At 53.4% G+C, this 18,124-nt stretch carries 18 protein-coding genes and 3 pseudogenes; 8 read left to right on the top strand and 13 right to left on the bottom strand.

Annotated features, from left to right (window positions below; translation table 11 throughout):
• Position 1 precedes the first annotated feature (1 nt).
• A pseudogene (locus tag PCPL58_RS32510) lies at positions 2–2,153 on the bottom strand (ATP-dependent nuclease).
• Between the two features lie 454 nt (positions 2,154–2,607).
• On the opposite strand from PCPL58_RS32510, the gene PCPL58_RS02190 reads away from it, so the two are divergent.
• Genes PCPL58_RS02190 through PCPL58_RS02200 form a run of 3 tightly spaced genes read left to right on the top strand, consistent with a single transcriptional unit; the run spans position 2,608 to position 6,364 of the window.
• Positions 2,608–3,501, top strand: a complete 894-nt coding sequence (locus PCPL58_RS02190) for an SH3 domain-containing protein (protein ID WP_065348710.1) — start codon at positions 2,608–2,610, stop codon at positions 3,499–3,501.
• The gene (locus PCPL58_RS02195) at positions 3,501–5,330 is read left to right on the top strand and encodes a hypothetical protein (protein WP_065348711.1); all 1,830 of its coding nucleotides are present in this window, start codon (positions 3,501–3,503) and stop codon (positions 5,328–5,330) included. The genes PCPL58_RS02190 and PCPL58_RS02195 overlap by 1 nt, the downstream gene beginning before the upstream one ends.
• The gene (locus PCPL58_RS02200) at positions 5,327–6,364 is read left to right on the top strand and encodes a hypothetical protein (RefSeq protein WP_083188293.1); all 1,038 of its coding nucleotides are present in this window, start codon (positions 5,327–5,329) and stop codon (positions 6,362–6,364) included. Before PCPL58_RS02195 ends, PCPL58_RS02200 begins: the two co-directional genes overlap by 4 nt.
• Before the next feature lie 191 nt (positions 6,365–6,555).
• Here PCPL58_RS02200 and PCPL58_RS02205 read toward each other — a convergent pair whose 3' ends face one another.
• The 3 genes from PCPL58_RS02205 to PCPL58_RS02210 all read right to left on the bottom strand — a co-directional run bounded on the left by PCPL58_RS02205 (position 6,556) and on the right by PCPL58_RS02210 (position 8,260).
• Positions 6,556–6,978 (bottom strand): DUF7832 domain-containing protein, encoded by a 423-nt coding sequence (locus PCPL58_RS02205; RefSeq protein ID WP_065348712.1) that lies wholly within the window; start codon positions 6,976–6,978, stop codon positions 6,556–6,558.
• Between the two features lie 509 nt (positions 6,979–7,487).
• Complete coding sequence (locus PCPL58_RS28825) at positions 7,488–8,009, bottom strand: GNAT family N-acetyltransferase (protein ID WP_083188294.1); 522 nt, start codon at positions 8,007–8,009, stop codon at positions 7,488–7,490.
• On the bottom strand, positions 7,967–8,260 hold the full coding sequence (locus PCPL58_RS02210) for a type II toxin-antitoxin system TacA family antitoxin (RefSeq protein WP_065348713.1): 294 nt from the start codon (positions 8,258–8,260) through the stop codon (positions 7,967–7,969). The genes PCPL58_RS28825 and PCPL58_RS02210 overlap by 43 nt, the downstream gene beginning before the upstream one ends.
• Before the next feature lie 546 nt (positions 8,261–8,806).
• Here PCPL58_RS02210 and PCPL58_RS02215 point away from each other — a divergent pair.
• Positions 8,807–9,427 carry a recombinase family protein gene (locus PCPL58_RS02215; RefSeq protein WP_065348714.1) on the top strand — a complete coding sequence of 207 codons (621 nt, stop codon included), beginning with the start codon at positions 8,807–8,809 and terminating at the stop codon, positions 9,425–9,427.
• Positions 9,428–9,452: 25 nt separating this feature from the next.
• On the opposite strand, the gene PCPL58_RS02220 is transcribed toward PCPL58_RS02215, so the two are convergent.
• Genes PCPL58_RS02220 through PCPL58_RS02235 form a run of 4 tightly spaced genes read right to left on the bottom strand, consistent with a single transcriptional unit; the run spans position 9,453 to position 10,692 of the window.
• Positions 9,453–9,749 carry a hypothetical protein gene (locus PCPL58_RS02220; protein ID WP_057446100.1) on the bottom strand — a complete coding sequence of 99 codons (297 nt, stop codon included), beginning with the start codon at positions 9,747–9,749 and terminating at the stop codon, positions 9,453–9,455.
• Between the two features lie 10 nt (positions 9,750–9,759).
• Positions 9,760–9,981: a hypothetical protein gene (locus PCPL58_RS02225; protein WP_057446101.1), complete on the bottom strand. Its 222-nt coding sequence runs from the start codon at positions 9,979–9,981 to the stop codon at positions 9,760–9,762.
• Positions 9,982–10,015: 34 nt separating this feature from the next.
• The gene (locus tag PCPL58_RS02230; RefSeq protein WP_065348715.1) at positions 10,016–10,432 is read right to left on the bottom strand and encodes a TraR/DksA family transcriptional regulator; all 417 of its coding nucleotides are present in this window, start codon (positions 10,430–10,432) and stop codon (positions 10,016–10,018) included.
• Between the two features lie 35 nt (positions 10,433–10,467).
• Positions 10,468–10,692 carry a carbon storage regulator gene (locus tag PCPL58_RS02235; RefSeq protein WP_024421145.1) on the bottom strand — a complete coding sequence of 75 codons (225 nt, stop codon included), beginning with the start codon at positions 10,690–10,692 and terminating at the stop codon, positions 10,468–10,470.
• A 132-nt stretch (positions 10,693–10,824) separates the two neighbouring features.
• On the opposite strand from PCPL58_RS02235, the gene PCPL58_RS02240 reads away from it, so the two are divergent.
• The 4 genes and pseudogenes from PCPL58_RS02240 (at position 10,825) to PCPL58_RS32870 (ending at position 14,450) form a co-directional block, all read left to right on the top strand.
• Positions 10,825–11,328, top strand: coding sequence for a hypothetical protein (locus PCPL58_RS02240; protein ID WP_020339809.1), 504 nt, complete (start codon positions 10,825–10,827; stop codon positions 11,326–11,328).
• Positions 11,329–11,348: 20 nt separating this feature from the next.
• Positions 11,349–11,833: pseudogene (locus PCPL58_RS31945) on the top strand (tyrosine-type recombinase/integrase); the annotation flags it as partial.
• A gap of 750 nt (positions 11,834–12,583) precedes the next feature.
• On the top strand, positions 12,584–13,849 hold the full coding sequence (locus PCPL58_RS02250) for a hypothetical protein (RefSeq protein WP_232002792.1): 1,266 nt from the start codon (positions 12,584–12,586) through the stop codon (positions 13,847–13,849).
• A gap of 433 nt (positions 13,850–14,282) precedes the next feature.
• Positions 14,283–14,450, top strand: coding sequence for a phosphoribosyltransferase-like protein (locus PCPL58_RS32870; protein ID WP_462687358.1), 168 nt, complete (start codon positions 14,283–14,285; stop codon positions 14,448–14,450).
• A gap of 411 nt (positions 14,451–14,861) precedes the next feature.
• Here the strand turns inward: PCPL58_RS32870 and PCPL58_RS02255 are convergent, their stop codons facing one another.
• The 5 genes and pseudogenes from PCPL58_RS02255 to PCPL58_RS30525 all read right to left on the bottom strand — a co-directional run bounded on the left by PCPL58_RS02255 (position 14,862) and on the right by PCPL58_RS30525 (position 17,992).
• Positions 14,862–15,149: a hypothetical protein gene (locus tag PCPL58_RS02255; protein WP_019740373.1), complete on the bottom strand. Its 288-nt coding sequence runs from the start codon at positions 15,147–15,149 to the stop codon at positions 14,862–14,864.
• Positions 15,146–15,784 (bottom strand): ParA family protein, encoded by a 639-nt coding sequence (locus PCPL58_RS02260; RefSeq protein ID WP_019740374.1) that lies wholly within the window; start codon positions 15,782–15,784, stop codon positions 15,146–15,148. Before PCPL58_RS02260 ends, PCPL58_RS02255 begins: the two co-directional genes overlap by 4 nt.
• A gap of 427 nt (positions 15,785–16,211) precedes the next feature.
• Positions 16,212–17,003: pseudogene (locus PCPL58_RS02265) on the bottom strand (IS91 family transposase); the annotation flags it as partial.
• A 57-nt stretch (positions 17,004–17,060) separates the two neighbouring features.
• Positions 17,061–17,741: a hypothetical protein gene (locus tag PCPL58_RS02270; RefSeq protein ID WP_157893879.1), complete on the bottom strand. Its 681-nt coding sequence runs from the start codon at positions 17,739–17,741 to the stop codon at positions 17,061–17,063.
• Complete coding sequence (locus PCPL58_RS30525; protein WP_157893880.1) at positions 17,735–17,992, bottom strand: hypothetical protein; 258 nt, start codon at positions 17,990–17,992, stop codon at positions 17,735–17,737. The genes PCPL58_RS02270 and PCPL58_RS30525 overlap by 7 nt, the downstream gene beginning before the upstream one ends.
• Positions 17,993–18,124 lie beyond the last annotated feature (132 nt).

An 18,124-nucleotide genomic window follows, 5' to 3' on the forward strand; every position in this document is an offset into this window, starting at 1 on the left:
TCTAGAAATCCGCCAGGATGGTGTTGATACCGTCTGCAGGAAAGGCCTGTAGCATTTCGGCGCGGACACCTGCAAAGTCGATCTCGGCGCGATGGTAACGTCTGATGTGCGCGCGCATCGCGTCGATGTCTCCTGGCGCGTGTAGTTGCGACGCCGCAAGGATCGAGACCCGATAGTCCAGCACACGCGCCCATGTCTGGATGGATACCGGGATATGCGCTTGGAAGATGGCGTCGAGGATGTAATCCGGAATGGAAGTTTCAGGCGTAATCATTCGCCCTAGGATGATGGCGAACCACCCCTTTCCGGCGTAACGTGCCATCGTCAGCACGCGCGTCCCGAAAAGTGCAATGTCGCCCGATTCCAGCTCCATGCCTTAGACGTCGCGATGGTCCCTCCATCCTTATAGACGTCGCCCAGCACCGAAACGACGGTGCCGACATTGCCGACGGAGACGAAATCGACCTCAAAAGTGTGGTCGGCGAAGTGCGCCGTCAGCCAGGGGATTCCCGGCACACAACTCCTTGAGCGCTGCCTCGCGCTGGAGTCCAGCGATCTGTGACCCCAGTGCTTTCTTCTTGGCGGCCGCCTTATCGTCACTGTCTAGTATGTCCGTGGTCGTATCGATAAACGCGCGGTCAAGGTCGGTGATGATCGCGCAGCGCTTGCGGATGCGCTCGTTGTGGAAAAGCACCGCAACGTTCTTGAAGCCGGTGCTGCGGATGTTGATCAAGCTGATCCCCAACTCGTCCAGGCTGAGCCCGAACACTTTTTTAACGAGGATTGGGATGAGGATCTCCTCGGCGTCGCCCTCGACCAGGACCACGCTCTTGGCGAAGAGCAGATTGCTGCGGACCGCATCGAGGTAGCGCTGGATATTTGCCAATCTGGCCGGCGTCAAGTCCCGCAGATGGCTGAAACACCTCGCATCGTCCGTCCTGCCGGCCGAGGATGTTGATGTTGATGTTGATGTTCACTACGTTGTTCACTTCGGATATGTGGGTCGAATGGGTCGAATAAATTATCTGGGTGTCATCAAAGTTCAGCCGGTCGAACAGCGTTTTTTGGATATGGGTGTGGATGTGCGCCTCCGGCTCCTCGATCACGAGGAAATTGGCGAAGGACTCTTTCTGCTTCTGGTATTTGAACTCGAGCAGCTTCAAAGTCAGGTAGATGAGGTTTGCACCGCCCAGGCTCAACTCGTGAATCGCGCCCTCATATTCTTCCTCGCTCTCGCCCACAAACAGCTTGAGCGACTGGAACAGGCGGTCGGCCTCGTCGGACAGATCTGAGCGGATCGAAAGCGATCGCGGAGAGTAGGTTTCGCCTGCCGCATCGGTGATGGTGTCGCGGATATCGGTGCGGATGGTTTCTACATCTGGTAGGCCCTCGATTGCATCGTTGAGCCCTTTGACGAGCGCGGTGATCGGCTCGAAGCTCTGCGGATCGATCTCACCGCTTCGACACTTGAGCAGAGTTAGGAGGGGGTTGGTGCGGTTGTTCTGGAAGTCGGCGACCACATCGCGCAGTGCTTGCACGAAGGTGAAGCACACTTCGCGCGAGATCGAGAGTATGCCCGGGATGACGCCTCCAATAGCAGGGTTCGTCAGTTCTTGGGGAAATATTACCGCATCGAAGTCGCCAACCAGTTGCCTGTAGGTTTCAGGATCGAGGAAGTTTGCGGTACTCTTGCCGGTGAAGATCGTTTCATAATCCGAAATTGTGATCTTCGAACGTGCCTCGGCGAGTCCTACGGTATCCCCGACGGCAACGTCGGCCAGGGTCCGCCGAACTGCCGCCTTGGGGCGAAAAATAAGGTTGTAGGTCGCCTTGCCGATCGCGCCGTCGGCGATGTTACCGGTCCCATGGAGAAAGAGGGATTGAATCGCTTCGTCTTGGGATACCTCATCGAACTCGAGACTAATGACTACCCAGTGACCGCGCCAGTCGCCAAGGCCCCGGTGGAAGTCCTTCTCGTCGAGCCTATATGCCGCGCGCAGCAGCGTGTCGTCGAGCAAGAGACGCAACGCCCGGAACAGGTTGGTCTTGCCTGATCCGTTCTCGCCTATGATCGTGTTTACCCCCTTGTTGAATACGACATTCGCACACTTGAAGTTGCGGTAGTTGACGAGCTGTAACCTTGAAATATGCACGAATAACGTACCCCGTTTAGCCGTAACTCGTTATTTAGCCTGCCCAATCGAGCTCGAGCATTGTGCGCTCCCGTGGGTTAGTGGTGAAGATGCGGCTCAATCGCTTAGCAAAGCAACGATCGAAGCCTGCATTGTAGGCGAACACAAGCACCGCAATGGCTGCAGCTCTTGCGATGTTGATCGGGAGTAATCTGCGCAGACCAGGATCTTGATGCATACCGGGAAGTCCAAAACTGAATCTACCGCCAGTAAGTGGCTGCTTTTGGCCGGTTGCTGCCAGTGGCGACAGGCCGCTACCGACCCGAGGAGGGCATTGGTTCAGTCATAAAACGGTTGTGACTCATTCCAAATTTGTGTGTAATCCGCGCACTTCTTCAGGGATGAAGGCCGATCAAATATCGCACCGTGCTAAATCATCCCTGCATATCTCTCTTTTACGCCAGAGGATTGTGCGATGAGTTTTACAAAGACGGCTGTTGCCGCCTCGCTTGTGTTGAGCATCGTTTTTTCATCCGGTTGCGCCACATCGGGTAACGATTGGGCAAACAAGGAAAACATAGGCACCGTAATCGGCGGCGCCGCCGGAGTGCTGATCGGCAGCCGCATCGGCGCAGGAGGCGGGCGAACCGCCGCGATGTTGATCGGCGGCCTGGCCGGCGGCCTGCTGGGCAAAACCATCGGTGCGAAAATGGATGAGAGTGACCGTCTGGCCCTCGCCGCACAAACTCAGCAAGTGCTCAGTAGAAACAAGGACGGCCAGGCGACCAGTTGGCAATCCAACCACAGCGGCAGCAGCGCGCAAATAACGCCTGTGAGTACCGAAGTCGAATCTCGCCAGGTGGCGGTGAAGCGCTTGCCGAAGATTCGGCCGGTCACTGACATGACAGTGCTCAATAAACCCTATCGGGCCATCAAGTCTGCCAACCTGCGCAGCGCTCCGGACAGCAGCGCCGAAAAAGTAGGTGGTTTACCGCCGAGTTCGACGTTCACCGCCTTGGGCCGCACCCAGAACGACTGGATCATGGTCGGCCGTCGCGGAGTCACCGTAGGCTACGTGTACGCCCCACTGGTGGAAGCGGTAGCGCCTAAACCCGTAATGGTTGCCAGCAGTACTGCCACACAAGCATCCGCCGACAGCGCCACTGATCTGGACAACCTCGACGCTACTAGTGCTGCCAAACAAGGCGTGGACCTTGATGCCATCGATGCCAAACCGGTGGAAGACAAACTGACCGCACAAACCACCTGCCGCACTATTATCTACGACGTGAAAGCCAAGGACAGTCAAGCCGAGAAGCAGACGGTCAAGGCCTGCCAGGCAGGTGACGGCGCCTGGGAACTGATCTGATGAAACACGTTAGCAAACAGCTGCCACTGGCCCTGTTGGGGCTTGCCGTGTGCGCGAGCGCTCATGCTGCCGCTTACCGGCTGGCTTTTTCCAAAGGAGAAAACGTCGAAGTATTCGTTGATCATGCCGACAATCAGCCTTGGTGTACGAATCCGCTGACGCTGCGTTTTGCCTTCGCAGGCAAGCCAGACAATGATGCCGTGGCGCGCCTGCTGCCCAAGCTCGGAGGCTTGCTTGCCAGCCAGTGCCCAAGCGCTGCCACGGTGACCTGGAAAAGCTACAACGCCCAAGGAGAGCTTTTCGCCAATGGCTCGGCTGCCAGGGATGAAGAATGGTCCAGCCAAGTCGCCGGAGCCGTCGCGCCGGCCGAGGTGGCCGCTGCGCCCAAACCCGAGCCTGCTGCAGCACCAGCACCCGTGCCGATTACTCCTGCACCGGCGGTGGCTGCAGATCCAGCCCCTGCGCCTGTTCCTGCACCCGCTGCTGCAGCTCCTCAAACGGCTGAATCGGCACCGGTTACCGAGTCGCCCGCTCATGCCTCGATCAGTCATGTGACGCCGGCTTTTGCGGTATCGGGCTGGACGCCGCCCGCCGAGACTGATGCGCTCAAGGCCGCAACCTTTTTCTTTGAAATCAAAGACCAGAACGGGTGCCTGTTCCGTACCACCTACAAGCCGGACGGTGACGCCCAATACGTCAGTGCAAAATCCACCGGTGTTACCTGCGGTTCCGATGGCTATGCTGCAGGTGAGGGGGGAGTTGTGCTGCTGCGCGCAGACGGGGTGAAGCTGAAGGAGTATGAAGGTAGTTTTCATCAAGGCATCCCGTTCAACAACCGGGCGCCGCAGCTACCTATCGTGGGCTTCGACAACCAGAAAAACGCCCTGATGCTGCTCGCCAGTGATCCGGCAAGCCGCATACATTACCTGCTGCGAGCGCCTTACAGCTGGAGTGGTCATTGGGATACACGCAGCCCGGCGCTGGTGGCTGTGACCGAAAATCAAGAGCTTTTTCGCCAGCTTGAAACCATTAGAACCACGGTATTCAGCGCTTTGGGGGCCTTGGACCAGGTCCAGCCAAAAACCCCGAACGTGAGCTTCATCGCCGTTCGGGATGTACCGCAGGGGATTATCAAGAATGACCGCGACAGCTGGCTTTATGAAAGCAACATAAGCCGAAACTGGAGCACCAAAATCTGGCAGTTCAACCCGCAAAACGCTAGCAATTATCTGTTTATCCATGAAGCGCGGGTAGCCGAGCAAAAACGCGCTGCCGACCGTCAGCGCCAGTACGAAGAGCAGAATAAACGTCAGCAGGCTGGCTATGAGGCGCAGGCCCAACTTCAGCAGTTTGCCCAATTGAAAACCGAAAGTAGCGACGCCAAATACGTCCAGTCTCGACTGCTCGCCGACGTCAGCTACGTGCCCGCTTCCGGAGGGAGCTATGCGCGCTTGGTGGCCGGCGGCAAAGCCGCGTACAGCCAGATTGTGCACATCGTCGGCAAGGAGGATGGGCGCTGGGAAACCGATTACCCCTATGAGTCGCAGCTGGATATTGTCGGCCCCAACCTGAAGCCTGAAAAAGGCTGGTTCCTGGCCAAAGGCGACGTCACTCTGGACCCGGTCAAGCGAGACGGCGAAGACCTGCCGCTGACCCTGGTGGCGGTCACTTACCTGCAAGCCTGCAGCGAAGACGGTTGTACCGACTTGCGTGACCCACTGAAAATCATGCGCATGCAGTTGGGCGATGACAGCTGGACACCCGACGCTGCGCGTCAGGTATTCAAACAAGCCTGGCCTGACCGGAACATTCAGGGGGATGTGCAATGATGCAAAAAAAACTGCTGGTCCCTGCCGCCGCTGTGGCGATACTCGCAGCGGGCTATTTTGGCTTGTGTGCCTATGCCAGCAATCAGGCGCAAAAGCGCCTGGATGACTTCGTGTATGACAATCAGCTCAACGGCACAATCAGCTGGGCCTCGGTCAGCTCCTCGCCATTTGGCGGCAAGGTCGTGATCAAGGGCGTCGAGTTGGGTGATGGCAAGGCAGGCGGCTTGCGTGCCGATAAAGTTACCTTGACCGATCTGATCAACGACGACAGCCGCACCCGTGTGCGCATCGAAGCCACCGGCGTACAGGCTTCCAATGGCTCGTTACAAAGCCTGCAGAGCCTGGGTGCGATGGCCAGCATCATGGGCATGGGCGGTGGCTTGAGGAGCATGAATAATTTTGGCCCGTTATTGAGCAGTGGTCGCAACGAACTCAAACCGTTCGACTTCATGCTGTCCCTGGACCTGGATGACGACGCCACCCGTGCCACAGGTGAAACGTTTGTGGACATGCCAGACCTGTTCACCTTCAGTGCCAGCTACCGTGTGGATAACGTCAAGGGCCTACACCGTTTGGTCAACGACTTGCAGCGTGGCGGGAAAGTGGCCACCTATGCCGGGCTTGGCGTTACAGCGCAGAGCCTGCATGGCGCATTTGCCCGGGCTGAGTTGAGCGAGTTGAAAGTCAGTTTCCAGGACAATGGCATGGTTAAACGTAGCGCGTTGCTCCACCAACGCTACGCTACGCCGTTGGACCCGACTGCTGGCAGCGCCGACAAACAGCGCCAGGCCTGGTTTGAAAGAAGCCTGGATAACTGGCAGAAAAGCTGTGAAAGCGGAATGCGGGCAAACGCCTCAATGCTCACTGACGGCTGCGAGCTGATGGTCAAGTTGTTCAAAGGCAAAAACGACGGCATCCAATTGAGCATAGACCCCAAAGAACCTGTCCGAGTCATGGACTTGGTGAGTGTGTTCGGCGGCGGTAATAGCAGGCAGGTACTGGCGCGGTTGGATCCGAAGGTGAGTTCGCTATAGGTTCAGCGCTAGCGCTCCTGACGGGCATTCCGAAACTCTCATTGAGCAATTGACTGGGGTCACTAGGTAATTTCCTCAGATAATTTCAAAAGGCCGATTGCAGTCGGTCGCGACTGACCGCTTTCGACCCAAAGCGGACGCTTCACTGATGCCAGGGGTGTACGGCAAGATGTGCGGCGCCGAGCCGGTGGTTAAGCCTCCGCTTTAACCAGAACGCCACTGTTAACCCGAGCATCCAGTATCGCGGAAAACTCCTCAAAACTATGCGCGGGCTCCGGCGCTACATACATCAAATCGCCAAAATGGTCGGCGTAGTCTTGAAGGTAAAGGCCATGGCTTCCGTAATACTGCTGCGCGATCTCATTTCCAGCGTCGTTCAAGTCCTCATCCGTAAATTTGCCATCGCAATACTTGAAAAGAAACTCGGTGGCGGTGAGTTCGCCGTTGATCACCTGGTCGACGGCTTCAGGCTCTTCCTTGACGTGAAAGTCGCCAGCCCAGCCTTTAACAAAACACCATCTCAAGAACAACGCGATGTGTGTGCCGCCGTGCTCCTTTGGTTGATCTGCTGGAAAGTCTCCGCCGTGGTGCCAGCTTGCGTCATCGTATTTCATGGGCCTCCTTGAGATGTTTTGCGTTGGGATGAGGGCGTGGACTATCACGCTCTTGCAGGGATGGGATAAGTCTATTCACTCTGATCCAGTACGCAAAGACAGCGCTGCGTAGTTTTACCGGCGATGAACAAAATGACTTGCCACGTTTCCATTTCTACCTCCAGGGTGAAAATGTCCGCTTTTGGCCGATAGCGGCCAGTCACGAAAGGCAGCTGTCGACCCATGGCTGCCCTTCACCGAGGGCAGGAATCGGCCAGGAGCGGCCATTGAGCATTTACGAAATCAGGGCCGATTCAGACCGGACACTATTCGCTTGCCTCTGGAGGATAGCGCGGCCTCCGGCTGTCTAATGAATACCGTTAGTTCAGTTGAAAGCGCGCGTGAAATGGGACCTCAGAGCTCGCTTTGAAGGCTCTGGTTGGGGCGAACTTGGTCATCGCCTCAAACTGCGGCCAAAAAATAACCCGTTATCGCAAATGCTATAACGGGTTTTTTTGTTACTGATTTAGTTACCGCAAGGGCAGCATCATCGTAACGGGTGAAAGCGCCGGACATGGTACAAACCCTGCGTGTTTGGCGTAGAACTCAGCAAGCCGGTCGTTCAATGGATGAACCACGATTGCTGATGAAGCGACGCTTTGCGCTGCTGTCATCGCTCGTTCAATTGCATCCTTCAACAGATCAAGAGAAAACCCCTGACCTTGAGCAGCTTCACTGACCCCCATTCGACCCAAAAGGGTGATTGGATGTTCAGCTGGCGAGTTACGCTGGTGACTTTTGGGCACAACATTCTCGCGATTCACTGAACCGCTAGAGAGCGTGTAATAAGCCATGACCACCAAGGTCCCTTTCCGACACGACACATAGACCACAGCATGCCTATCTGCTTGTGCCTTCCGTGCCTTTTTCTGAAGGTAATCGGTAATCGACGGCTCTTTACAGTCGAACTCAGAGAGGTCGTGCAAGTCGTTGAGTTTTTCTGGAGCGGTTAGCTCCAACGCTTCGGTCTGTCGAGCAGTTGATGTAGACATTTGTTACCTCTTAGAGGGTTGGCTTCAAGGGCCTGCTCGAAGGAGTCAAATGCAGCATCGGAGAGAACAAACAAGCGCTTATCCAAGATCACTTCCTCTGCCTTTTGGCAGGCAGCTTCCAAGATAAAACTCGTTCGATCCCGGCCCGACAGTGCAGCGGCCATATCGATCAGGTTTCGTTTTCGTTCGTCGGCACGCATGTTTATGGCTACGGGCCTGGCTTTTTCTGACGTTTCTAATGTTGCATTCATGGTGTAATTCCCGATTGGGTTTGGTGTTCTTCGACTCTTTGCCTCCTTAAGACTTTAATGCGGAACGCATTTTTACTCTGCTAAACATGGATAGACTCCTTGAGGTACGTAAATGGCGTGAGCCGAAAAGGGCGGGGTCAAGCATGACCCACGGAAGGCAATATACACCAGCGTATATCATTTGTCTACACGCGTGTAGCAGTTGAATACACGATGCTGTTTTTCTCATGCTATACGGCGGACGAATCCTCCAAAGATGATTGCTACGTTGGAAGGGCAGTGCGCGCAAGGCAGTGCTCATCACGTGATCTATGTTCTATAGGCCCTCCACAAAAGCCCGTCCTGGTGGGCTTTTTGGGGCCGCGGTTTGACCTCCCTGGCGACTTCGGGAATCGGCAGCGATCTATGCAGCCCAATGGCCGTTCATTTTGGGTCTACCCCAGGTGACACGAAAATCAGCCCCAACAGATTTCAGCTTTGCGCACTTAACGTACACCCAATTTGATACAATTATTTGACTACACCCAAAATGAGACAGATCTACCGATGTTCATTCGTGCATACCTTCGAGCATCGACCGATGACCAGGACGCAAGTCGAGCGCGCGATTATTTGGAAACGTTTGTCTCCGGCTACGGCAAGGCCATCGCATCGTGCTACATGGAAAATGCCAGTGGCAGCCATGCCGACCGCCCGGAATTAATTCGACTACTCAAAGATGCTCGCCGAGGTGACGTGCTGCTGGTGGAAAGCATCGATCGGCTGTCGCGGATAGATGACCAGGCTTGGCGATCCCTCAAAACAGCAATCGATAACCGAGGCATACGGATCGTCTCTGTGGATCTGCCTACCAGTCATCAAGGCATGACGGCCCAGTCGGGGGACGAGTTCACCGACCGCATGCTGGCGGCCATCAACTACATGATGATCGATATGATGGCCGCGATCGCCAGGAAGGACTATCAACAAAGAAGACTGCGCCAGGCACAAGGGATTGAGAAGGCAAAAGCTTCAGGCGTCTACAAAGGCAGACCCGTAGACGCAGAGCTGCGTAACCGAGTGCGTGAGCTGCTGGCTGCAGGGCTCGGGATCCGCGCAGTAGCGAGGCACGCTGCGTGTTCAACTACGACCGTCATGAAGGTCCGCGACGAGCTGGCGCAACGTTAGTCGGTTAAGGCCAATAGGCACTGACCTACTCATCGTCACGAAGCACCCAGCCCGCTTTTGAAAAAGCCCACCGGGTCAGGACGAGGCTATCAAGGGGGTCATACGGGCGGTTGTCCCAGTCGTGGCTTGAGATGTTCACCCTTCTAGCATTTTTGATCAGTGTTCCTGTGTGCCCTCCCCGGGAAATCAATTGGACTGAATCATCTGACTGTCGCTCGAATTCGATCCGAACCAGGATGGGATAGTCATACCCATTGCCTTTTGCCTGAAGCGGCTCAGTACTGGTTATGAACCCCATGGCGGGGGTAGGAATCGCGTTCATAGAATGTTCCTTAGCCCTTTGGCTCTGCAGCGGCCCATTGGATATAAGCGCTTTCGATCAACCACGTAGCATCAGCTGCTGTGGGTACAGGATTGAGCGCTATTTGAGCCAGCTTTTTTTCTATCCACGTCAGCAGTGCGGTACGTCCTGCCGGACAAGGCATCAAATCGCGCTCCAAATGGTTGGCAAGCTCTGAGATCGCCACATCGCGCTCGACACTTTCTGCAGTCATCGCAATTCTCCTGGATCACTTCGCTGCGGCTACTTTACTGGGCCGCTTGGCGTTGGTGCATTCCCTTGGCCTCCAGCGCCTGCATCGATTCTACCGAGTACAACGACTCGGGGACCAGTAGCAGCCGTTTTATGCCTATGGCCTCGCCAGTTTCCTGACAAAAACCGTAGTCGCCCAGAGCGAGAATTTCCAGGGACTTAAGCACATGGCTCAACGTCTGTCTGTCCCTTTCTATCATGCTTGCTGCCACTGCTCTGTTTTCCTCATCGGAAGCGAAGTCTGCTTCGTCCGGGTGACGCTCGATCTGGCAACTGGCCTGACAGCTGAGCAAGCGATCACGAAGCTCTGCGGCTTTAACCTCCAACCGATCTTTGAAAAAGGCCAGTTGGTCTACGCTCATGTACTCGTCCTCAGCTTGATCCAGCAGCAGCTCAACGCTCATCAATGCCATCTTGTGCTCCTGATATGGTTGGTCATTCAAACTTCCTACCGAGTGACCAACGAGCGCCACCGGCGCTTATGAGTAATAACAGGACCAGGCTTGCCATCGGTCATTTCGTTATCAACGTTTCTGCTCTGGGCCTCGACGGCATCTGGAGCTTCAATCTGGATACGTACATCCCCAGTATCCTCTGAAACGCTTAGGACTTGGATCTGAATTCCTTCGCCAATCATAATATTTTCACCTTCGCGGCGAGTCAGAAGGAGCATACGATTTTCCTCTTTCCATGGACAACTGGGCCAGCGCTCTGTCTCTGGCGTAAAACAGCGATGTAAGGAGCAATCAAAGGACAGCCACTGCCGCTGTAGGCGTTTTTCGCTCGATCCGCTAGCATCCATACAATGGATAACGAACCTCATCCCAAGCATGAGGACGGCCAACAACGTCTCACAATTATTGCAAAGGAATTTTCCATGCTGAAATCTATTCTTTTCCACGTCACACCGAAACTGCAAAAACTTGAAGCTATCGCTCTTTCCTGCGGCGTAATTCTTCTTTTTGGTTACGTCCTGATCTCCATGATTTTACATCTCATGGACGTGGAAATTGAGCAGTCGCGTCTCGTTGATGGAATCGGGCCGTTTATCTTCATTGCAATAGTAATCAGCTCAGTGTGCATGTTGCTACACATGATGATTAAGGCAAGCCCCATACAGATCGAGGCCCAGATAACTGTCGAAGGCAAAAAATTGACGGAGGCGCAATCCAAAGCCGTTCGGATTGCCTTGAGGGAGCTTAGTAATGCAGGGCAGACAATAGTACAAAGCGACGCTCTTGCGCCCGAAGGTGCTCATGCCAGCGCGCCTCGGGCAGCGGAGGTACTCAAACTGATTATGCAGAAGTGATTTGCCAATAGTACTTAAAGGTGACCCGCTCTCACGTTTTAGCCCGGCACACAGTTGTAACAGCGAGGCCTGGCTTGTGCTCGATCCGGTGCAAACTGGCGGCGCTGACCAGCTTGTTTGATCATCGCTTGGAGAACAACGCAGTCGCCGTAGGCAGCCTCGTGCATGACGTCAAACGGCCCCAGATTTAGCAGCACTGGGCGATGACCAGGCCAAGCGTCTGCTGATGCGCCGGATGGGGCATCGCTCCGGAGAGTGCGCGATCGAGCAATTCTGGCAGTGCTGCTGAACCACGGGTTGCGCCGTGAAGAGTTATACCTGCTGTAGACAGGTGACCTGCAGAAGCTCCGGCGATGTAAAGCACCTGCGGATCCACGGTAAGGGCGGCAAGATCCGCTATCTGCCCCTGCAACTGGTTGCTGCTGCTGAACATATCTACGTGTACCTGGTGCGCAATGGCGATCGGGCGCGGTCACCGGGTCCCCTCTTCCGCTCGCTGCTTGGAAAAGAGGTCAGGTACTTACTCATTTACTCATCATCACGAAGGACCCAAGCAGTTTTGGAAAAAGCCCACCTTGCCAAGGCCAGGTCGCCAGTGTGGCAAGATTGAAAGTTGTCCCATTCTACGCGTGGAACACTGACGCATTTTGCGTTTTTGATTGGTGTTCCGGTGTTCCCTCCCCCGCGAGGTTAGCAGTACAGAATCATCGGACTGCAGGTGGAGATCGATCCGTACCAACATAGGATGACCATACCTGTAACGACCTGCAATCGAAATGGCCTCGACCTGCAATCATCGCGTTTTTCGACCGGGATTGATTGCGTCTATTCGAGCCAGCAAACCGGGATTATTTGCGAATGAACCTGCATTCATCTGGTTAGACCTGCAATAGATCGTCATGAGCCGAAAGTGATTGCGAGTGAGCGCACGCCGTGTCTGTCTAATTTGAGTCCACGTCATCATGGTGCTTCCCGATCGACCCATTCGTCAGTTTTGAGCCTGTCTTCGGAACCCACGGGCTCTTGCGACCACACATAGGATCCAATTAATTTATCTGAGATAGTTCAGGTCCTGGTCAACAATGCCCAACGCATCGCGCATTTGGGGGGACGTGTCGGCCCTTATGCAGGGAAGATGCGCCTTTAACTCACGAAACGCGCCGAAGATTCGCACTAGCCCCGATTTTATAACCTGTCACCTTTATGAGGGGAATCATGCGCTCAACCCTATCCATCCCTGTTACAAAAACATCAGTTGTCAACGGACTATCAGCAACCCGTAGCGGTGTCGGCGGCACCAGCACCAGCGCCAGCACCGTCGTCACAGCTGGATAAAACATCGGGCACAACCTCGGTTGCTAATTCGATGCACGACAAGGCGTTGCAATCGAAATTAAATGCACTTTTTCCCTCGCTACGGCGTTCAAATTCAACCCCCGCAGAAACAACACATAAACTAGCACCCGACGTCCGGCGGTTCGACACCTTGCTGCATCCCGCTGAAAATGCCAGCAATCTCAATGCAGGAATTTTAATGCTAGCTCAGAACGACAAGCGTCAATGGGATCGTGTGACGTGCTCACCCGGTTTACTTTTGCAGAACATCGAAGTGCGTCCTGAAAAAGGCCTGCTGAATCTGACCGGATCGGAAAAGTTTTGCAGCGGCGAACTTAGTCAAACAGAAAAACGCGATCTTCAGCGCGCCGTCACCAGTATCGTAATGACCTATAACCAGATGGCTGCCGAGCATGGGGAAGCACCGATCAGTATTCATGAAAATCATCTGAAGGGCGATGGCAAGGTGTATGAGGATCGACATATTCCACGCAAATCGAATGAAAAGGATTACGATTATTACCACACGCTAGGCGTCAGTTATGCCGATAATGGAAAAATGCTCCCGCATTACCATCTTGAGTTTAATGGCAAATTAGAAAAAAACAATGTCGGTATAATACTCGAAAATCTGAAGCACTTAGGCAAAAAAATAATAGGGAAAGACATTCTGACTGAAAAAGAAATTACCGCTGTTTTAGAAAAACTTCCAGAACGCAATGGCACACCCGGCTTCAATGCAGCGATGGTAAGAGAACATCGTCCACTGCTGCCCAACGAAATAACAGATTCAACAGAACGAGTGCGACGCCGCGACGAGCTTGAAGGTGACTTCATTTCCTTATCGAGTCACAACACTGAGTTGGCAGCTGATAAAAGTCGCTTGTTTATTCGGAACGCGCATATGAATTCTTTCCGACCGGCCGAGCCTATATTTGAATGCTTTTCGGCAGGCCAAGTATCGGTCATGGAAGACTTGTTGAAAGTGGAAAAACATTTACATCTGGACAGCTCTGAATCTTCTGGGCAGTTAAATTTTAATGAACTTTTAGCGATCCACTTTGGCTTGAATAAAGCCCTGAAAGAATTAAACGGCGATGCCAGCAGCACTGTCGAGCAACGCCAGGAGTTGGCGGCCAGATTTGGCGCAGGCATCGAGAAGATCAAACAGTTGGTGACCTCATGATGGCGAGACGCCCGACCTGGCTTCAACATGAAACTCGCCCTTGGGGCCGGGACTTTGGTGTGAGCGCGTGCAGGTCGATTATTTTACCGCTCAGGAAGGTGTAGTTATAGCGACCTGCAATCGAAATGGCCTCGACCTGCAACACGAGCGTATCCGTAAAGGGCCGTCGCCAAACTTGCCTCATTAGGCTCTAGAAGTGGAGAACCTACCGTATCAAATAATGAAAAACCACCCTATTGAGACGCAAAAAACGAGTCAGCCACGCGTCTCATAAGGGTACTCGAATGAGACAGAAACGGCGTGCGCTCATTCGCAGTCAATTCCGGTTCATGACGGTCGATTGCAGGTCGAATCAGATGAATGCAGGTTCATTCGCAAATAATCTCGGTCTGCTGGCTCGGATAGACGCAATTAATCCCGGTCGAAAAATGCGATGATTGCAGGTCGAGGCCATTTCGATTGCAGGTCGTTACACCTAGGGTTCAAAAATCAGGGCTTGCTGTTGGTTCTTCCTGAGACGTGCCCGAACAATTCATTACCGATACTCTACAAAGCGAAGGTGGGTGTCTGGACGCCTCTGTTTCCACGACCCACAACTTGAAGATCCACCACGGATAGCTTCGGTCGATTTCAGCCTGTTAGGGGCGAATAGAGAAAACGGAAAAAAACGTACGCTAGCGTGAGTTTTGTCAGGTTGAGGTCATAGAAGTTGACGGCGATCCGCCAGGAAATACTGAAAACCGCCCTACTCTGACGGGGTGCCGGTGAGCGGCCTGACGCCGGGTTGGATGCTGAAGAACGGAGCCACCCGCTAATCGCTTGATGGGGGAGAAAGCCTCAACCGCGTAACTGTCAGGCCGATCGGATTGGTGCGTGCATTTCGTATGTCTCAGTACGGTAAGCACCGAACCGAAAGCCTGGCTGGGCTTTCGGTTTTTTTACGCTCAAAATTCCAGCCTACCTGTAATTACATACATGCGTAATTACGTAAACACATACGTACGTAAGTAATTCAGATGGATTGCTCTGATCGTGCCTGATCCAGCTTGGCGAACCACTCACCTAGGGCTTCATCCACAATATCTGACTCATTGACCTTACGGCCTTCGACCTTTGATCTTGCAAAAGCCTCGTCGGCAAGCCGCGAATTGAAAGACTTTCGGATTCGGATGGTTTTGTTTTGCTTTTCATCAACTGCTGGCGGGCTTACGTTCGACTGCTTTGTTTTAGGAGCTTGTTCCTCCACAGCTCCCTCTGCCCCACCCGAACGAAACTCATCCAAAGTTGGCTTGCTTCTCATAACGTCACCTCTTTGTAAAATGCTGCCATTTCCGCGATTGCCTGCGGATCTTTGGCCAATTCTTCTACTGTTCTGCCTTCACCAATTGCTCGGCGGAAAACCACGCGCTCACACACTCGTGCAGCAAGGGCATTCAGTTTATTGTCTGCAAGCCATACGAGCATATCGCGTGTGTCTTTGGTGCGGGGGTCAACTCGCGCTAGTAGCACTTTCACTATCAGCTTTGGATTGTAGTCTTTTGCAATATCAACCACTTCTAACAGGTCAGTCATTGCAGCGGCATCCAAATCAGATGCACCGACCGGAATTATCGCGACGTCAGCCAATAGCAATGCGTTGCGCAAACCTGGAGCATCGCGGCCACCTGCATCAACTACTGTATTCTGATAGTTGGTAACCAGGTGCCGGCCCTCATCATAGATAGCCTTACCCCTTAGACATATAGTTACGGGCATTGGCAAGCCTTTGGCCTCGTTACAATCGCGGCGCCATGCGGCCCAGGTCGCGGCGCTTTCCTGGGGATCTCCATCAATCAGCAACGTCGGACCCGCAATTGATAAATGACAAGCCAGATGGATACTATTTGTTGATTTTCCAACACCACCTTTGGTGTTCACCACCGCATATGTAGTCATAGTCTTCTCCCTATTATTGCCTGACAGAGACACTATACAGGGAGAACATAAAAAAGTAAATACATAATTACGTAAGCACGTACTTACTCACTTACGTACGAAAAGGAAGTCGCGCCATGGTCAGGCTCTATGCAATGCCATGAACCCAGCAAAAGCAGGCTTTATACGGCTATCAGGGGGTGTAAGCCGGAACCCCGGAAAATTCCGTCGGAAAACGTCACCAGAGCGGTTTACGGCTGCTTTTGCTATCCGACACGGTTTTCCGTACATGTTTTGGCCGCTCAATCAAACAGTTTTCGGCTTGGCGACGTCGCAGCCGGAAAATAAATGTTTGGCGTCAATCCGCACCATTACTGGCTTCCCGCCCATGACGGAAATTTCTGGGGTTCCGGCTTACAACCCCAGGTGCGGACGCACCTTCCCCCTCTCAGGGCTTCACGAACCTCATCTGCGCGATCGCCTGAGCGTTGAGGACCAGTCCCTGCACCGTCAGCCCGCTGATTGCCGCCGTGTATACCATCCGTGCGCCACACAGCACGCAACGGAACGGATCGACGTTTAGAAAGGCTTTGGCCATCTGCGCAAAATACAGCTTTGGTACCGGTCCTGGCGTCGCCATCTTCAGTGCTTCATAGACCTTCGGCAGGTACTGCCCGCAGACCCGATTGGCCAGAAAACCAAAATACCGGATCATCCGGAAATGCTTTTCCGGGATGTGCTGCACCACCCGGCGCAGCATGTCGGCCTGGCTTAGCGTTTCCTGCTGATAGGTCTGCGTGCGGTGATCCAGGTAGGTAAAGCTCAACGTGGCTCCGGAGGTGTAATGCGCCAGACGACTGCCCGAGATCGGCGGTTTTTTCAGGTAGCGGCCCAGGTAATTGACGGTCTTTCGCCCGTTTTCCGTCTTCTTCGACAAGTGGATGTGCCAGTGCTGGCCGCCAGCGGTCAGTATCAAACGGCGCCAGTCGCTTTCACAGAGGATGTGGGCCAGCGGCGGCGGCATCGTCAGTTGCGAAAGCGGCTGTCCCAGCAGGTAATCGCGCACCAGCCACATCCAGCGCCGCCGCAGGGCCTCTTTGTGGAACGACAGATTTTTCCAGACGCCCTGCTCATCCAGGCCGCCCGCGGTCACCGACAGGTGGACGTGGGGATGCCAGTTGAGCCGCCGGCCATAGGTGTGCAGCGCACCGAAAATCCCGACGTGCAAACCGCGCCGCTTGAGTGATCCCCGGCCTCCGTTTTCAGTTCCATTGCACCCCAAACCTCCGCTCCCCACTTAAGACATTTTGGTCTTGTCGTACTCCTCATCTAAGGAGATACCGTGGTCTGTGAGATATTTCATATAATAATCACCAGTCGATAGTTCAGTCGCCTCGTTACTTGGATCATTTAGTATTACTTTTTCAAATTTTCCTAGTCGATCAGCTTTTTTATAGTCGCTCAACATCTGCTCGGCAGTATGCAAAATAATCTTTCGACCAAAATATCCATAATTTTGAGCAGCACAACCAAGACTAGGCAAAATGCGATTAAAGTTTGAAGACTCGTTATTTACATTGGGGTGCGTTATAGAAAAGTCATCAAAAGTAAAGCAATACACAGCATCCTTTACAGCTTTAACTGCATGATTCTTTAAAACAAGGTTAAGCGATCCTTTTGATGCCGTCGAGATATCAGACAATATCTGCTTAATTAAATCAATATCATTTTCCACATATTTCTTGTCAAGACAACAAACGTTAGATAACTTATCCTTCAGCTCCTGAACAATAATTTTTTTAGTATCGATCTCTATATTGTTTAAGGCCGCTAGTTGCGATAGAACATTGCTATCTTTTTGTAGTGCGGCAGGATTGAGTTTTGGAAATAAATTATTGGCACTTACGCCTTCCAATCTATCAGGCTCATGATGCAATGATGGGCCGCTAATGCCAATAGAACCAGGCGAATTCAACATAATTCACTCCAATAATATTTTATCTTGATTTTAACTAAGTCTTGAGTAACGCGTACCTTAGTGGCGTATCCGTTGATTAGGTTCCAGAACAGGATCCGTTCAGTTGCGTGCTGTGCGGGGTTGTAAGCCGGAACCCCAGAAATTTCCGTCATGGGCGGGAAGCCAGTAATGGTGCGGATTGACGCCAAACATTTATTTTCCGGCTGCGACGTCGCCAAGCCGAAAACTGTTTGATTGAGCGGCCAAAACATGTACGGAAAACCGTGTCGGATAGCAAAAGCAGCCGTAAACCGCTCTGGTGACGTTTTCCGACGGAATTTTCCGGGGTTCCGGCTTACACCCCCCACCTAGGCTTCGCGGTGAAATAACCTGCATTAATGCTT

Origin of the sequence: Pseudomonas cerasi (genome assembly GCF_900074915.1) — a bacterium.
Classification (GTDB): Bacteria; Pseudomonadota; Gammaproteobacteria; order Pseudomonadales; family Pseudomonadaceae; genus Aquipseudomonas; species Aquipseudomonas cerasi.

Bases quoted from the DNA above. Each gene is read 5' to 3' on its own strand.
- PCPL58_RS02230 (WP_065348715.1), bottom strand. From the start codon at position 10,432: ATGGCATTGATGAGCGTTGAGCTGCTGCTGGATCAAGCTGAGGACGAG.
- PCPL58_RS02210 (WP_065348713.1), bottom strand. From the start codon at position 8,260: ATGAATGCAACATTAGAAACGTCAGAAAAAGCCAGGCCCGTAGCCATA.
- PCPL58_RS30525 (WP_157893880.1), bottom strand. From the start codon at position 17,992: ATGTTTTGGCCGCTCAATCAAACAGTTTTCGGCTTGGCGACGTCGCAG.
- PCPL58_RS02195 (WP_065348711.1), top strand. From the start codon at position 3,501: ATGAAACACGTTAGCAAACAGCTGCCACTGGCCCTGTTGGGGCTTGCC.
- PCPL58_RS02220 (WP_057446100.1), bottom strand. From the start codon at position 9,749: ATGAACGCGATTCCTACCCCCGCCATGGGGTTCATAACCAGTACTGAG.
- PCPL58_RS02205 (WP_065348712.1), bottom strand. From the start codon at position 6,978: ATGAAATACGATGACGCAAGCTGGCACCACGGCGGAGACTTTCCAGCA.
- PCPL58_RS02270 (WP_157893879.1), bottom strand. From the start codon at position 17,741: ATGTTGAATTCGCCTGGTTCTATTGGCATTAGCGGCCCATCATTGCAT.
- PCPL58_RS02255 (WP_019740373.1), bottom strand. From the start codon at position 15,149: ATGAGAAGCAAGCCAACTTTGGATGAGTTTCGTTCGGGTGGGGCAGAG.
- PCPL58_RS02215 (WP_065348714.1), top strand. From the start codon at position 8,807: ATGTTCATTCGTGCATACCTTCGAGCATCGACCGATGACCAGGACGCA.
- PCPL58_RS02200 (WP_083188293.1), top strand. From the start codon at position 5,327: ATGATGCAAAAAAAACTGCTGGTCCCTGCCGCCGCTGTGGCGATACTC.
- PCPL58_RS02235 (WP_024421145.1), bottom strand. From the start codon at position 10,692: ATGCTCCTTCTGACTCGCCGCGAAGGTGAAAATATTATGATTGGCGAA.
- PCPL58_RS02225 (WP_057446101.1), bottom strand. From the start codon at position 9,981: ATGACTGCAGAAAGTGTCGAGCGCGATGTGGCGATCTCAGAGCTTGCC.
- PCPL58_RS28825 (WP_083188294.1), bottom strand. From the start codon at position 8,009: ATGTCTACATCAACTGCTCGACAGACCGAAGCGTTGGAGCTAACCGCT.
- PCPL58_RS02240 (WP_020339809.1), top strand. From the start codon at position 10,825: ATGGATAACGAACCTCATCCCAAGCATGAGGACGGCCAACAACGTCTC.
- PCPL58_RS02260 (WP_019740374.1), bottom strand. From the start codon at position 15,784: ATGACTACATATGCGGTGGTGAACACCAAAGGTGGTGTTGGAAAATCA.
- PCPL58_RS32870 (WP_462687358.1), top strand. From the start codon at position 14,283: ATGATTGCAGGTCGAGGCCATTTCGATTGCAGGTCGTTACACCTAGGG.
- PCPL58_RS02190 (WP_065348710.1), top strand. From the start codon at position 2,608: ATGAGTTTTACAAAGACGGCTGTTGCCGCCTCGCTTGTGTTGAGCATC.